Below are 12,971 nucleotides of genomic sequence, written 5' to 3'. Positions count from 1 at the left end.
GCGCTTATCCTCTTGGATTCGGAGACACCGTGGGGCTGGCGCTTTACCCGACGGACCGCATAACAGAGCGCTGCGGCGCAATATTTGGAACCTGAGATGAGCAGTGGAAAAAAGAGCAGCGAACGCCTGATCAAGAAGTACCCCAACCGCCGGTTATACGACACCCAGACCAGCTCCTACATCACCCTCTCCGATGTCAAGCAACTGGTGCTCGACGCCGATGAATTCACGGTGGTCGATGCCAAGACCAGCGAAGACCTGACCCGCAGCATCCTGCTGCAGATCATCCTGGAAGAAGAAGCGCATGGCGCGCCGATGTTCTCCAGCGCCGTGCTGTCCCAGATCATCCGCTACTACGGCCATGCGATGCAGGGCATGATGGGCTCCTACCTGGAAAAGAACGTCCAGGCCTTCACCGACATCCAGAACAAGTTCGTCGGCTCGACCGCCGGCGCGCTCGAGGGCAAGCCGCTGTCGACCGAGATGTGGACCCAGTTCATGAACATCCAGGGCCCGATGATGCAGGGCATGATGAACAACTACATCGACCAGAGCAAGAATCTGTTCCTGCAGATGCAGGAGCAGATGCAGAGCCAGAGCAAGGCGATGTTCGGGGCTTTCCCGTTTGGGGTGCCGACGGATACCAAGAAGTAATTCAGTGCGTCGTCCCCGCGGAGGCGGGGACCCAAGTTCCTGCGGCGTATCGACGGCGCGTCCAATTTGGATTCCCGCCTCCGCGGGAATGACGTTTTCAAGCTGACCACATAGCGCAGCCATCGCGCGACGCGACAGCCGCATTTTCACCCCCTCGGTTTTCCTCCCTCCCCACATCCTGTACAATCGCGGATTGCCCAGAATTTTCCGCCGCAATCCACATGCCTGAACTCCGCCGCAATCCGCTTTCCGCTTCCCAAGATTCCGCAGTCGCCGTCGCCGAGGCGCCCGCGCCGAGCCCGGTCGTGATTCCGCCGCCGGCCGCCGGCGTCGCCGCACCCAAGGTCGGGTTCGTCTCGCTCGGCTGCCCGAAGGCGCTGGTCGACTCCGAGCAGATCCTGACCCAGCTGCGCGCGGAAGGTTACGAGACCGCGAACTCCTATGACGGCGCCGACCTCGTGATCGTCAACACCTGCGGCTTCATCGACGCCGCCGTGCAGGAATCGCTGGATGCCATCGGCGAAGCCCTGGCCGAGAACGGCAAAGTGATCGTGACCGGCTGCCTGGGCGCCAAGAAGGATGCGGCGGGCGACGACATCATCACCAAGGTGCACCCGAAGGTGCTGGCCGTGACCGGTCCGCACGCCGTCACCGAAGTGATGCAGTCGGTCCATCAGCACCTGCCCAAGCCGCACGATCCCTTCGTCGACCTGGTGCCGGACCATGGCATCAAGCTGACCCCGAAGCACTACGCCTACCTGAAGATTTCGGAAGGCTGCAACCACCGCTGCAGCTTCTGCATCATCCCGTCGATGCGCGGCGACCTGGTCTCGCGCCCGATCCACGAGGTGCTGAAGGAAGCGGAAAACCTGTTCAAATCCGGCGTCAAGGAACTGCTGGTGATTTCGCAGGACACCAGCGCCTACGGCGTCGATGTGAAATTCCGTACCGGTTTCTGGAACGGCCGTCCGATCAAGACCCACATGACCCAGCTCGCCGAAGCGCTGGGCGAGATGGCCAGGCAGTACGGCGCCTGGGTGCGCATGCACTACGTCTATCCGTACCCGCACGTCGACCAGGTGATCCCGCTGATGGGCGAGAACCTCGTGCCTTACCTGGACATCCCGCTGCAGCACGCCCACCCGGACGTCCTGAAGCGCATGAAGCGTCCGGCCAGCGGCGAAAAGAACCTGGACCGCATCCTGTCCTGGCGCAAGATGAATCCGGACCTGGTGATCCGCTCGACCTTCATCGCCGGCTTCCCGGGCGAGACCGAAGAGGAATTCGAATACCTGCTGGACTTCCTGCGCGAGGCGCAGATCGACCGTCTCGGCTGCTTCGCCTACTCGCCGGTCGAAGGCGCCACCGCCAACGAGCTGGCCAATCCGGTGCCGCAGGCCGTGCGCGAGGAACGCCGCGCGCGCGTGATGCTGCTGCAGGAAGAGATCTCGCTCAAGCGCATGCAGGCCAAGGTCGGCAAGCGGATCCGCGTGCTGGTCGACGAAGTCGGCCCGCGCGAAGCGATCGGGCGCTCGGCCGCGGATGCGCCTGAAATCGACGGCGTCGTGCACATCAAGCGCGCGCTCACGCCGGGCAAGGCCAAGCCGGCGGTCGGCGAGTTCATCGAGGTGATCGTCACCAAGGCGGATGCGCACGACCTGTGGGCGACCGTCGCCTGAGATTTAGCTCATAGCTCGTCGTTCCCGCGCAGGCGGGAACCCATACTGAGTTGGCTAAAGATGCTCAGTATGGGTTCCCGCTTCCGCGGGAACGACGCTTTGCGGCAACGGATTTATGACTGGGAATCACAAATGACCAAGAAGACCCTCCAGACCACCCTGATCCACTCCGATTACGTCGCCCCCGAAGGCTTCGCCGCCTTCCCCAGTGCCATCCACCACGCCTCGACGGTCCTGTTCAAGGACGTCGCCAGCATGCGCAGCGGCGACTGGAAGAACAAGAACGCCTATACCTACGGCCTGCACGGCACCCCGACCACCTTCACGCTGGAAGCGCGCCTGGCAGAGATCGAGGGCGGCAAGCACTGCCTGCTGGCGCCGTCCGGCCTGGCCGCGATCTCGATGGTCGACCTCGCGCTGCTGAAAAGCGGCGACGACGTCCTGCTGCCCGATAACGTCTACAACCCGAACCGCGAGCTGGGACGCTGGCTGAGCGCCGATTTCGGCATCACCGCGCGCTACTACGATCCGCTGATCGGCGCCGGCATTGCCGAGCTGATCCAGCCGAACACGAAGCTGATCTGGACCGAGGCGCCGGGCTCGGTGTCGATGGAAGTGCCGGACCTGCGCGCGATCTGCGCCGCGGCGAAGGAGCGGGGCGTGCTGGTCGCGCTCGACAACACCTGGTCCGCAGGCCTGGCGCTGCGCGCCTTCGACCTGGGCGTCGACATCGTCATGCAGGCCCTGACCAAGTACCAGTCCGGCGGTTCGGACGTGCTGATGGGCGCGGTGATCACGCGCGACGAGGCGCTGATCGAGCGCATCGCCCTGGCCCACATGCGGCTCGGCATGGGCGTCAGCGCCGACGATGCCTATCTGGTGATGCGCGGCCTGCCGACCATGAAGCTGCGCTTCGAAGCGCACGACGCGGCGGCGCGCAAGGTCGCGGCCTGGCTAAAGCAGCGACCGGAAATCACGAAAGTGCTGCACCCGGCCTTCGAGGACTGCCCAGGCCACGAATTCTTCAAACGCGACTTCAGCGGCGCCGGCGGCCTGTTCTCGGTGCTGTTCGACCCACGCTACACGGAAGCCCAGACCGACCGCTTCGTCGATGCCTTGAAGCTGTTCGGCATCGGCTACAGCTGGGGCGGCGCGAACAGCCTGGTCATGCCTTACCGGATCCAGGCCATGCGCCGCAACTGGCCGGATGCCGGGATCCTGGTGCGCTTCAATATCGGCCTGGAAGACACGGACGACCTGATCGCCGATCTCGCGCAGGCCTTCGCGAAGCTCTGAGCCGGCCTTACACCGGCATCGGGCGGTTGTTGTTCAGGTCCAGGAATCCGCGGATGATGCGGTAGGCCATCCATACCCAGGCCACCACGCCTACCAGCCAGGCCAGCGGAATGCCGATGATGGTAATGGCCAGGAAGATCGCCACCGCCATCCACACCACGTACCACCAGAACGAGCGGATCATCCAGGTATGGTGGGAATACACCATGGTCCCGGCCGTTTCCGGACGGCGGATGTAGTTGACGATCAGGACCAGGACCGACAGCATCCCGAGCGAAAAGAAGAAGGTCGCCGCGTGGGCGATGTACATGATGCGGGCAAACTGTTTTGCATCTTCCAGACCGCGTTCGTAGACGAGTTCCTGGGACATGGCTTGCTCCTTGCTGGGTAAGTGGATGGCGTCGCTTCGACGATAGCGGATCGCGCGCTCAGGCGGCGCGCATGCGGGATTGTACCCAAGAAATAATGCTGCCGGCATCCATCGCCCCGGCCTGGCGCGCCACCTCCTGGCCGCCCTGGAACAGCGCAATCGTCGGGATGCTGCGGATGCCGAACAGGCCGGCGATGTCCTGCGATGCCTCGGTGTCGAGTTTCAGCAGGCGCACCCGCGGTTCGAGGCGACCGGCGGCCTGGGCGTAGGCCGGCGCCATCATGCGGCAGGGACCGCACCAGGCGGCCCAGAAATCGACCAGCACCGGAATGTCGTTGCGGCTGATGTGGCGCGTGAAGCGCGCACTGTTCACGTCCAGGGGCTTGCCTTCGAACAGCGCCCTGGTGCACTTGCCGCAGACCGGTTGGTCGGCGAGGCGTTCGTTGGCGACGCGGTTGACGGCGTCGCAATGGGGACAGACGATGTGCAGCGGATCGGCCATGGAGTGCTCCTGCGAATATTGATTGTTCATATTGTAAGGCCGTCGCGCGCCGGGTGCCGCCACGGCCGTGCGACGTGTCCGGCCGCTCCCGGCATAGAATCTGCCCATGAGCGACAGTACAAGCAAGCAAGCCGGCACGCATTCGGGCACCCGCGGCGCGCGCCTGATCGGTTGCGCCGGCTGGAGCCTCCACAAGGACGTGGCGGCCGAGTTCCCGGAGGAGGGCAGCCACCTGGAGCGTTATGCGGCCGTATTCCCGGCCGTCGAGATCAATTCTTCCTTCTACCGCCCGCACCAGCCCTCGACCTATGCGCGCTGGGCCGCCAGCGTGCCGCCGGACTTCCGCTTTTCCGTCAAGCTGCCCAAGGCGATCAGCCACGAGGCGCGCCTGCGCGATGCCGACGCCTTGCTGGACCGCTTCGCCGGCGAGGTGAATCACCTGGGCCCCAAGCTCGGCTGCGTGCTGGTCCAGCTGCCGCCCAAGGGCGTGTTCGACGAAGAGGCGGCGCGCGATTTCCTGCCGCGACTGCGGCAACGGGTCGGCTGCATGCTGGCGCTGGAGGCGCGCCACCCGACCTGGTTTTCCGAGGCTGCCAGCGCCGTCCTGCGCGAGCACGGCGTCACCCGCGTGATGGCCGATCCGCCCGCCGGCCAGCCCGGGCCCCACGTGCCGGTGACCGCCGCCAGCTATATCCGCCTGCACGGCACCCCCAAGGTGTATTACTCGAGCTATCCGCCCGAATTCCTGGCCGAGGTCGAGCAGCGCATCGCCGCCTTGACGGCAGGCGGCGCCGATTGCTGGTGCATCTTCGATAACACGGCCGCCTTCGCCGCGGTGCCGAACGCGCTCGAGGTCCTCAAGGCGCTGGATGGATCATGGTCTGCGCTACCTTCCGCTTCTACGGCGAGTTGAACGACTTCCTGCCGCGCGAGCGGCGCGGCCGCGACATCGACACCCCGTGCGCGCGCATGGCCACGACCAAGCACATGATCGAGGCGCTCGGCGTGCCGCATACCGAGGTCGAGCTGGTGCTGGTGAACGGGCAGGCCGCCGGCCTCGACCTGCTGCTGGAGGAAGGCGACCGCGTCGCGGTCTACCCGCGCTTTACCCGCTTCGACGTCACCGACCTGGCGCCTCTGCCCGCGCTGCCGCCGGGACGCCTGCGCTTCGTCGCCGATGCCCACCTGGGCGGCCTCGCGCGCCTCTTGCGAATGGCCGGGTTCGACACCATCTACGACAACGGCCTGCGCGACGACCAGATCGAGGTGCTGGCGGTCGAAGAAGAGCGGGTAGTCCTGACCCGCGACCGCGAACTGCTGAAGCGCCGGACCATCGAATACGGCTGCTATGTGCGCGCCCTGAAAGCCCAGGACCAGCTGCGCGAAGTCTTCGAGCGCCTGGGGCTGGCCGAGCGGGCGCGCCCGTTCACGCGCTGCCTGCATGACAACGCGGCGCTGCGCAGCGTGAGCAAGGCCGAAGTGCTGGCGCGGCTGCCCCCGCAGGTCGCGGCCACCCAGGAGGCATTCAACACCTGCGACGTCTGCGGGCGCGTCTACTGGCAGGGCTCGCACTGGGAACGCATGCGCGGCATGCTGGCGCGCGCTTCGCACAATGCCTGAACAAAACGGTGATGTACACTATGACGATCCTTTGCCCGACAGCGTGAGAGCATGTTGCAACAGGTAAGCTTCCCCCTCCGTACCGAATGCCCGCCAGGCGCCTGCGTCTGCGAGCGCGATCGCCTGCTCGCCGAGCCCGATGCCGACCTGCGCCCGCTGCGCCTGACGCGCATGGAAGAGCAGAAGCTGATCGACCGCATCGAAGGCATCGCCAGCTATGAAGAGCTCAAGCGCCTGCAGGAGCGCATCCGCAGCAACCTCGGCGTCGAACTGAAGATCGCGCCGGGGCCGAACGAGGTGCGCACCCTGCGCGGCATCGTCATCCTGCTCGAAGACCGGCCCGGCCTGTGCAAGAAGGTCCGGCAATCGATCCCGGCGGCGGTGCGTAAGGCGCTCGAACGCCATCCCGAGATTACTTACGCGATCCTCGACGCCAACGATTTGTTCGGCATGTAGCCGCGGCCCGCGCGGCGCATGCCAAGCACCCGCTGGCCCTTTTCCAGATACGACGTGAGCCGTGCGTGCAGGAAGGGCGGCAGCATCTCTGCCGGCACCGGTTCGAAGCCCGCCGCGCTGTAGAAGCCGACCAGATGATCGTAAGGCAGGCAGAAGCTCTCGCCACGATCCAGCCAGGGCAGGCAGGCGGCCAGCAGCGCACGGCCGATGCCCTGGCGCTGCGCGTCCGCTGCGACGAACATGCCGCGCAGGACAATCACGCCATGTTCCTCGCACAAGCGCACCGCGCCGAGCACGCGATCGCCGGCCGATGCGGCCAGCACGGTATCGAGCGCCGACACGCCGCCGCCATAGCCGACCTGTTCGTAGAAGGCCCGCACTTGCGCCAGCCCGCTCTCAGGTACGACGTCGATGCCAAACATGGTTTTCTCCCGATGCTGACGATTGGAGGGCGTGGGCCGCCCAGGCACCCAGCACCGCACCCAGGAGGTGCGCCTGCCACGCGACCGCCACCCCGGCAGGCAGCTCGGTGAAGGCGGCGGTATGGGCGCAGGCTTCCCACAAGGTCTTGCTTGCCAACGCCAGGCCGGCGCAGGCCAGTATCGCGCGGCTGGCGGGATGACGGCGCCAGGCCAGCACGCCGCCCAGCACGGCGGCCAGCATCGCCAGGCCGGAAGCGCCGCGGTACTCGAACAGGCCGGGCGCCAGCGCCAGCAGTCCGAGCGAGACCAGAAGCGCGCCGCCGCCCAGTATCAGCGCGAAGCGGCGCGAGCCGATCAAGGGTTCCGCCACCAGCCCCGCCGCGATCAGGCCCAGCGCATCGGCGCCAGCATGCGACAGCGAGAAGTGCACGACATGGCCGCTGAGCAGGCGCCAGACCTCGCCGTGCAGGATCGCCATTCGCTCCCATTCGAGTCCGGCGGTGACAGGCTCGCCGGCGCAGGCCAGCAGCAGGCAGATCGCGCCGATGGTGAAGCTGACCGGAGCGCGCCTAAGCATGGCGCCGTCCGATGGCCCAGGCCACAACCATCAGCAGCAGCGCCGCCGCCCAGCCGATGCCGCCCGCACCCTGCCTGCCATCGCGCCGCTCGACCTGGATGCCCGGATCGGACCTGGCGCGCTCCTTGAAGCCGGCGAGCCGGGTCTGTAATTGCGGGATCATCTGCTCGACCGCCTGCGCGTAGCCATCCGCTTGCGCGCCGCGCACTTCCTTGCCGTAGCCCGCCAAGGTGGCCGAGCCCTTGACCTGGCTGGTGCCCGGCGCCCGGAACAGCAGCTTGCGGCTGCGCACATCGAACACGGCGGCATCGACCATGGTCTGCACGTCGTACTGGTCGCCCTTGATCAGGTAGGCGCCGACCACCGTCCAGTACAGCACTGCGAGGCGGTTGGTGTCGTTGAAACGGACCTGGTCGTAGGAGACCAGCGCGATCACGTCGAGGTTGAACATGCGTGCGACCTGGTCGAGGTTGGCGAAGCCGCCGCGCGGACGCAGGTAGGCGCTGGGGATGACTTCGATGCTGCCGATATAGTCATATTGCGTGAAGGCGCCCTTGACCCGTTCCAGCAGCTGCGTCTTCGCCGCTTCCTCCGGTCCGGCGCCATGGCCAGCGCCCGGCACGAAGGCGATGCCGACCCGCACCGGCAGGCGTAGATGGGTGACGGTCGGCTCCATTTTCGGTGCTTCCTTGGCGTCGGGGTAGAGATAGTCGACGATGCTGCCGGCCTGGCGCTTGCCGCCATGCTCGAAGGTCGAGGCGCAGCCCGCCAGCGTGAGCAGGGCGAGTACGCAGAAGAGGGTGAGGAAGCGCGTCATGCATGCCTTTCGAGAGAGGCCGGGATGGCCGACTTGGGCATGATGACATTGCTGCATGGCGGATTACACAGAAGAACGCGGCAGCCCGTGGCTTGCGACCGCCGGTATCGTGCTGCGCTACCCGGCTGCGAGTTCGCGGATCGCCGCGACCAGCGCATCGAGCTCCGCGGTCGTGGTGTACAGATGCGGCGTGACCCGCACGCAATCGCTGGCCCCTGCCGACTCGCTCAGTTTGCGCACGACGGTGAAGATCCGGTGCCGCGCCATCAAGCGCTGCGCCACGGCCTCGGCGGGCATGCCGTCGATGGCGAAGGCGCCGAGCGCGCAATAGCGCTGCGGGTCGCGCGGGCTCAGGACCCGCACCCCGGGCAGATCGCGTACCTGCTCCATCCAGTAGTGGCTCAGGTAGCGCAGGCGCGCCTCCTTGTTGGGCACGCCGACGCGCCGGCAGAACGCCAGCGCATCCTCGACGGCGAGAATCGGCGCAGGCGGCACCACGCCGAAGTGCGCCAGCTTGGCGATGTCGCCTGGCGCATGCGACACGTCGCCGTACAGCGGGGCGATCCCGGCGATGCGCTCGCGCGCGATGTAGAGCATGCCGAGGCCGAGCGGGGCGCCCACCCATTTGTGCAGGTTGAACACGCCGAAGGGCGCGCCCAGTTCCGGCACCTTGTAGTCCAGCAGCGCCAGCGAGTGGGCGGCGTCGACGATGGCATCGACGCCATGGCGGCGCACCATCGCGGCGATGCGTGCCACTGGCATGATCTGTCCGGTACGGTGCACGACGTGGGTCAGCACCACGGCGCGCGTGCGCGGGCCGATTGCGCGTTCGTACAAGGATACGATCTCGTCGTCGCTGGCTGGGTCGAGCGGCGCCTGGACGATGCGCAGGCGGATGCCCTTGCGCGCCTCCAGCATGCCAAGGGTGGCGATCACGCTGTCGTAATCGTGGCCGGCGAGCAGGACCTCGTCGCCGGCTTCGAACGGGTAGCCCTGGATCAGGATGTTGAAAGACTCGACCGCGCTGCGGGTCAGCACAATCTCGTCCGCGGACACGCCGCAGAAATCGGCCAGTGCCTGCAGCACCCGGCGGTGGCGCTCGGGATAGCGCACGCGCAGGAACCAGGCACCTTCGCGGTCGACCTCGTCCTGGTAGCGGCGCAGCGCGGCGCGCACCGGTTCTGCCGGCATGCCGAAGTAGCCGTTTTCCAGGTTGATGAAGTCCGGCGAGGGCGCATACTGGGCGCCTACGGTGCGCCAGAATTCTTCGTCGTCGCAGGCCGCGGCTACAGGCAGATGCATCATGGCGGGCTCCCACGGGTTGTTCGGAAACCAATATCATAACCGCCCATGGACACCATCGCTCTCATACCGCCAGCCCATGCTGACCTCGACGCGCTGCTCGCCTTCGAACTGGCGAACCGCGCCTTCTTCGAAGCCACGATCAATGCCCGTCCGCCAGCCTACTATTCGCGCGAAGGCGTGGCCCGCGCAATCGGCGCCGCCATCGAAGACGCGGCAAACGACCGCGGCTACCAGTTCCTGGTGAAGTCAGCACAAGGGGAACTACTCGGACGCGTCAATCTCAGCGGCATCAAACGCGCCCACTTCCATTCCGGTGTGCTGGGCTACCGCATCGGCCAGTCCGCCGGCGGTCGCGGCGTCGCCAGCGCAGCGGTGCGGCAGGTACTGGCAATCGCTTTCGGCCGGCTCGGCCTGAAACGCATCGAGGCCGACGCCAGCATCGAAAACGCCGGCTCGATCCGCGTCCTGGAGCGCAACGGCTTCGTGCAGTACGGGCGCTCGCGGCGCAGCTTCGAATTGCAGGGGCGGTGGTATGACCGCCTGCATTTCGAGCGCCACGCGCCCGCCTGAATCAATGGGCGTGGCCGCCGCCCAGATAAGCCGCCACCACCTTCGGATCGGTCTTGAGACTCGCCGCCGGCCCATGCACGGCAATGCTGCCGTTCTCCAGCACATAACCATAATCGGCCACGTTCAGCGCCGCCTGCGCGAACTGCTCGACCAGCAGCATGGTCACGCCTTCGGATTTCAAGCGCGCGATGATGCGGAAGACTTCGTCCACTAAGATGGGCGCCAGGCCCATCGACGGTTCGTCGAGCAGGATCACCTCGGGATTGAGCATGACGGCGCGCGCCATCGCCAGCATCTGCTGCTCGCCGCCGGACAGCGTCCCGGCCAGCTGGGTGCGGCGTTCCTTCAGGCGCGGGAACAGTTCCAGCGCGCGTTCGAGGTCGTGCTGGACGTCGCCTTTTGGCCGCGCGCGCGTGAAGCGCGGGAAGGCGCCGAGCAGCAGGTTGTCGGTCACGCTCATGGTCGCGAACACGCGCCGGCCTTCCGGCGAATGGGCCAGGCCGGCGCGCGCGATGCGGTGCGAATCGAGACCGGTGATGTCGCGGCCGTCGAGTTGCACGCTGCCGCTCTTCGGCTTGATCATGCCCGAGATGGCGCGCATGGTGGTGGTCTTGCCGGCGCCGTTGCTGCCGATGAGGGTGACCAGTTTGCCCTTCGGGACTTCGAGCGAGATCCCGTGCAGGACTTCGACCTTGCCGTAGGCGGCGTGCAGGTTCTGGATCGCTAACATGCCGGGTTCTCCTTTACAGTGCCGCCGGTTGCGGCGGCGTGGTCTCGGCGGCGCCGCCAAGGTAGGCGTCGATGACCCGCGGATCGGACTGCACCTTGCCCGGTGTGCCTTCGGCGATCTTCTGGCCGAAGTCGAGTACGGTGACGGTGTCCGAGATCGACATCACGACGTCCATGTGGTGCTCGATCAGCACGATAGTGATGCCGTGGTCGCGGATCTTGCGGATGATCGCCATCAGCTCGCGGATGTCGGGCGCGGTCAGGCCGGCGGCCGGTTCGTCCAGCAGCAGCAGGCGCGGGTCGAGCGCCAGCGCGCGGCCGATCTCGAGCAGGCGCTGCTTGCCGTAGGGGAGGTTGCGCGCTTCCTCGTTGGCCAGTTCCGCCAGGCCGATGAAGTCCAGGATCGCGGCCGCGCGCGCACGCGCCGCCAGCTCCTCGCGGCGGTAGCGCGGGGTCGACAGCATTACGTCCAGCCAGGTCGCGCGGAAGCTGTGGTGCAGGCCGACCAGCACGTTTTCCAGCGCCGTCATCTCGCCGAACAGCTGCACGTTCTGGAAGGTGCGCGCGATGCCGCCCAGCGCGATCTGCGAGGGCGTGCGGCCGGCGATGGGCTGGCCGGCATACACGACGGCGCCGGCGGTCGGTTTGTAGATGCCGGTCAGGACGTTCATCATCGTGCTCTTGCCCGAGCCGTTCGGGCCGATCAGGCCGTGCACGGTGCCGCGCGCGATATTCAGGTCGACCATGTTCAGCGCCTTCAGGCCGCCGAACTGCATCAGCACCTGTTCCACGCGCAGCAGTTCGCCCTTGGCGTCGCCCGCGTCGGCGCGGATGCCGGCAAACGGGTCGGCCGCGCCGGCGCCTTCGCTCGCCACCACGTGCGAGCGCCCACGTCCCATCAGGCTCTTGAAGAAGCCGACGATACCGTCCTGCAGGTAGTAGACCACGAACAGGGTCATCAGGCCGAAGATGGTCAGGCGCCAGTCGACCATGCTCTCGAGTTTGTAGGCGACCACGGCCAGCGCCAGCGTCGCCAGCACCGGCACCGCCGCGCGGCCGACGGTGGTGCGGCGCTTCGCGATCATCAGTGCGGCGACGATCACGGCAACGACCGCCGCCGTCACCGCGATCTTGCGGAACACCTCGATGTCGGACAGCAGGCTGGGAAGCATGACGACGATGGTGGCGCCGATCAGGGAACCCAGGCGGCTCTTGCGTCCACCCATGATCACGGCCAGCAGGAACAGGATGGTCAGCTCGAAGTTGTAGCTGTTCGGCGAGATGTACTGTTCCGAATAGGCGTACAAACTGCCGGCCAGGCCTGCGAAGCCGGCGCTGATCACGAAGGCGTACACCTTGTAGCGGTAGACCGAGACGCCCATGCAATCCGAGGCGATCGGGCTGTCGCGCAAGGCCTCGAAGGCGCGCCCGACGTGCGAGCGCAGCAGGCGGTGTACCAGCAGCAGCGAGAGCAGCATGAAGCCGGCCACCGCGTAGTAGTACTCGACCTCGGTCAGCTCGCGTCCGAACACGCTGGGCTTTTGCAGCTGGATGCCGAGCGGGCCTTCGGTCAGGAAGGTCATCTCGTTGATCAGGATCTGCACGATGGTGCCGAAGGCCAGCGTCACCATCGCCAGATAGGGCCCGGTCACGCGCAGGGCCGGCAGCGCCAGGATGGCGCCGAACAGCGCGGCGAAGGCGATGCTGGCCGGGACCGCGACGAACCAGGGCGCGCCGAGTTTCAACACCAGGATGCCGGTGGCGTAGGAGCCGATGCCGAACAGGCCGGCGTGGCCCAGCGAGACCTGGCCGGTGTAGCCGACCACGATGTCGAGACCATATAACAGGATCGCGTAGATCAGGATGGTCTCGGCCAGGTGCACATAGTAGGGATTGGTGAACAGCAGCGGGTAGGCCAGGACCAGGACGATCCCCGCGACGATGGCGGCCAGCAGAGTGGGATTCTTCTTCATC

15 protein-coding genes are annotated in these 12,971 nt (G+C 66.5%); 7 read left to right on the top strand and 8 right to left on the bottom strand.

Going from position 1 to position 12,971, the window contains the following annotated elements; genetic code table 11:
• The first annotated feature begins 96 nt into the window (after window positions 1-96).
• From phaR to NX782_RS04300, 3 genes are all read left to right on the top strand, one after another.
• A complete protein-coding gene (gene phaR / locus NX782_RS04310; protein ID WP_258844185.1) occupies window positions 97-654 on the top strand; it encodes a polyhydroxyalkanoate synthesis repressor PhaR in 558 nt (185 codons plus the stop codon).
• A gap of 221 nt (window positions 655-875) precedes the next feature.
• The gene (gene rimO / locus NX782_RS04305) at window positions 876-2,333 is read left to right on the top strand and encodes a 30S ribosomal protein S12 methylthiotransferase RimO (RefSeq protein WP_258844184.1); all 1,458 of its coding nucleotides are present in this window, start codon (window positions 876-878) and stop codon (window positions 2,331-2,333) included.
• 132 nt (window positions 2,334-2,465) lie between these two features.
• Complete coding sequence (locus tag NX782_RS04300; protein WP_258844183.1) at window positions 2,466-3,629, top strand: cystathionine beta-lyase; 1,164 nt, start codon at window positions 2,466-2,468, stop codon at window positions 3,627-3,629.
• A gap of 7 nt (window positions 3,630-3,636) precedes the next feature.
• Here NX782_RS04300 and NX782_RS04295 read toward each other — a convergent pair whose 3' ends face one another.
• Both NX782_RS04295 and trxC read right to left on the bottom strand, forming a co-directional pair.
• The gene (locus NX782_RS04295; protein ID WP_258844182.1) at window positions 3,637-3,999 is read right to left on the bottom strand and encodes a DUF4870 family protein; all 363 of its coding nucleotides are present in this window, start codon (window positions 3,997-3,999) and stop codon (window positions 3,637-3,639) included.
• Window positions 4,000-4,057: 58 nt separating this feature from the next.
• Entirely contained in the window at window positions 4,058-4,501 is a 444-nt protein-coding gene (gene trxC / locus NX782_RS04290; protein ID WP_258844181.1) for a thioredoxin TrxC, read from the bottom strand.
• A 106-nt stretch (window positions 4,502-4,607) separates the two neighbouring features.
• On the opposite strand from trxC, the gene NX782_RS04285 reads away from it, so the two are divergent.
• From NX782_RS04285 to NX782_RS04275, 3 genes are read left to right on the top strand one after another with little or no spacing between them, the layout of a single operon-like run.
• Entirely contained in the window at window positions 4,608-5,414 is an 807-nt protein-coding gene (locus NX782_RS04285; RefSeq protein WP_258844180.1) for a DUF72 domain-containing protein, read from the top strand.
• Window positions 5,378-6,121, top strand: a complete 744-nt coding sequence (locus NX782_RS04280; RefSeq protein WP_258844179.1) for a Mut7-C RNAse domain-containing protein — start codon at window positions 5,378-5,380, stop codon at window positions 6,119-6,121. The genes NX782_RS04285 and NX782_RS04280 overlap by 37 nt, the downstream gene beginning before the upstream one ends.
• Before the next feature lie 51 nt (window positions 6,122-6,172).
• Window positions 6,173-6,577, top strand: a complete 405-nt coding sequence (locus NX782_RS04275) for a hypothetical protein (protein ID WP_258844178.1) — start codon at window positions 6,173-6,175, stop codon at window positions 6,575-6,577.
• Here the strand turns inward: NX782_RS04275 and NX782_RS04270 are convergent.
• From NX782_RS04270 to NX782_RS04255, 4 genes are all read right to left on the bottom strand, one after another.
• On the bottom strand, window positions 6,538-6,999 hold the full coding sequence (locus NX782_RS04270) for a GNAT family N-acetyltransferase (protein WP_258844177.1): 462 nt from the start codon (window positions 6,997-6,999) through the stop codon (window positions 6,538-6,540). The genes NX782_RS04275 and NX782_RS04270 overlap by 40 nt on opposite strands.
• Complete coding sequence (rrtA, locus tag NX782_RS04265) at window positions 6,974-7,576, bottom strand: rhombosortase (RefSeq protein WP_258844176.1); 603 nt, start codon at window positions 7,574-7,576, stop codon at window positions 6,974-6,976. The genes NX782_RS04270 and rrtA overlap by 26 nt, the downstream gene beginning before the upstream one ends.
• Window positions 7,569-8,393: a rhombotarget lipoprotein gene (gene rhlP, locus NX782_RS04260; protein WP_258844175.1), complete on the bottom strand. Its 825-nt coding sequence runs from the start codon at window positions 8,391-8,393 to the stop codon at window positions 7,569-7,571. The genes rrtA and rhlP overlap by 8 nt, the downstream gene beginning before the upstream one ends.
• A 117-nt stretch (window positions 8,394-8,510) precedes the next feature.
• Window positions 8,511-9,698, bottom strand: coding sequence for an aminotransferase class V-fold PLP-dependent enzyme (locus NX782_RS04255; protein ID WP_258844174.1), 1,188 nt, complete (start codon window positions 9,696-9,698; stop codon window positions 8,511-8,513).
• A 45-nt stretch (window positions 9,699-9,743) separates the two neighbouring features.
• Here NX782_RS04255 and NX782_RS04250 point away from each other — a divergent pair, with 45 nt between their 5' ends.
• Window positions 9,744-10,268 carry a GNAT family N-acetyltransferase gene (locus NX782_RS04250; protein WP_258844173.1) on the top strand — a complete coding sequence of 175 codons (525 nt, stop codon included), beginning with the start codon at window positions 9,744-9,746 and terminating at the stop codon, window positions 10,266-10,268.
• Window position 10,269: 1 nt separating this feature from the next.
• On the opposite strand, the gene NX782_RS04245 is transcribed toward NX782_RS04250, so the two are convergent.
• Both NX782_RS04245 and NX782_RS04240 read right to left on the bottom strand, forming a co-directional pair.
• Complete coding sequence (locus NX782_RS04245; protein ID WP_258844172.1) at window positions 10,270-10,998, bottom strand: ABC transporter ATP-binding protein; 729 nt, start codon at window positions 10,996-10,998, stop codon at window positions 10,270-10,272.
• 13 nt (window positions 10,999-11,011) lie between these two features.
• The gene (locus NX782_RS04240) at window positions 11,012-12,970 is read right to left on the bottom strand and encodes a branched-chain amino acid ABC transporter ATP-binding protein/permease (protein ID WP_258844171.1); all 1,959 of its coding nucleotides are present in this window, start codon (window positions 12,968-12,970) and stop codon (window positions 11,012-11,014) included.
• Window position 12,971: the final 1 nt, after the last annotated feature.

This window comes from Massilia norwichensis, assembly GCF_024753245.1.
Classification (GTDB): Bacteria; Pseudomonadota; Gammaproteobacteria; order Burkholderiales; family Burkholderiaceae_D; genus Telluria; species Telluria norwichensis.
The sequence above is the reverse complement of the archived record's forward strand: the minus strand, read 5'-3'. Positions and strand labels throughout refer to the sequence as shown.

What these genes read in the sequence shown, in the direction of transcription:
- NX782_RS04255 (WP_258844174.1), bottom strand. Translation starts at nt 9,698, where the DNA reads ATGATGCATCTGCCTGTAGCCGCGGCCTGCGACGACGAAGAATTCTGG.
- trxC (WP_258844181.1), bottom strand. Translation starts at nt 4,501, where the DNA reads ATGGCCGATCCGCTGCACATCGTCTGTCCCCATTGCGACGCCGTCAAC.
- NX782_RS04240 (WP_258844171.1), bottom strand. Translation starts at nt 12,970, where the DNA reads ATGAAGAAGAATCCCACTCTGCTGGCCGCCATCGTCGCGGGGATCGTC.
- NX782_RS04280 (WP_258844179.1), top strand. Translation starts at nt 5,378, where the DNA reads ATGGTCTGCGCTACCTTCCGCTTCTACGGCGAGTTGAACGACTTCCTG.
- NX782_RS04275 (WP_258844178.1), top strand. Translation starts at nt 6,173, where the DNA reads ATGTTGCAACAGGTAAGCTTCCCCCTCCGTACCGAATGCCCGCCAGGC.
- NX782_RS04285 (WP_258844180.1), top strand. Translation starts at nt 4,608, where the DNA reads ATGAGCGACAGTACAAGCAAGCAAGCCGGCACGCATTCGGGCACCCGC.
- rhlP (WP_258844175.1), bottom strand. Translation starts at nt 8,393, where the DNA reads ATGACGCGCTTCCTCACCCTCTTCTGCGTACTCGCCCTGCTCACGCTG.
- NX782_RS04270 (WP_258844177.1), bottom strand. Translation starts at nt 6,999, where the DNA reads ATGTTTGGCATCGACGTCGTACCTGAGAGCGGGCTGGCGCAAGTGCGG.
- NX782_RS04295 (WP_258844182.1), bottom strand. Translation starts at nt 3,999, where the DNA reads ATGTCCCAGGAACTCGTCTACGAACGCGGTCTGGAAGATGCAAAACAG.
- NX782_RS04300 (WP_258844183.1), top strand. Translation starts at nt 2,466, where the DNA reads ATGACCAAGAAGACCCTCCAGACCACCCTGATCCACTCCGATTACGTC.
- rimO (WP_258844184.1), top strand. Translation starts at nt 876, where the DNA reads ATGCCTGAACTCCGCCGCAATCCGCTTTCCGCTTCCCAAGATTCCGCA.
- phaR (WP_258844185.1), top strand. Translation starts at nt 97, where the DNA reads ATGAGCAGTGGAAAAAAGAGCAGCGAACGCCTGATCAAGAAGTACCCC.
- NX782_RS04245 (WP_258844172.1), bottom strand. Translation starts at nt 10,998, where the DNA reads ATGTTAGCGATCCAGAACCTGCACGCCGCCTACGGCAAGGTCGAAGTC.
- NX782_RS04250 (WP_258844173.1), top strand. Translation starts at nt 9,744, where the DNA reads ATGGACACCATCGCTCTCATACCGCCAGCCCATGCTGACCTCGACGCG.
- rrtA (WP_258844176.1), bottom strand. Translation starts at nt 7,576, where the DNA reads ATGCTTAGGCGCGCTCCGGTCAGCTTCACCATCGGCGCGATCTGCCTG.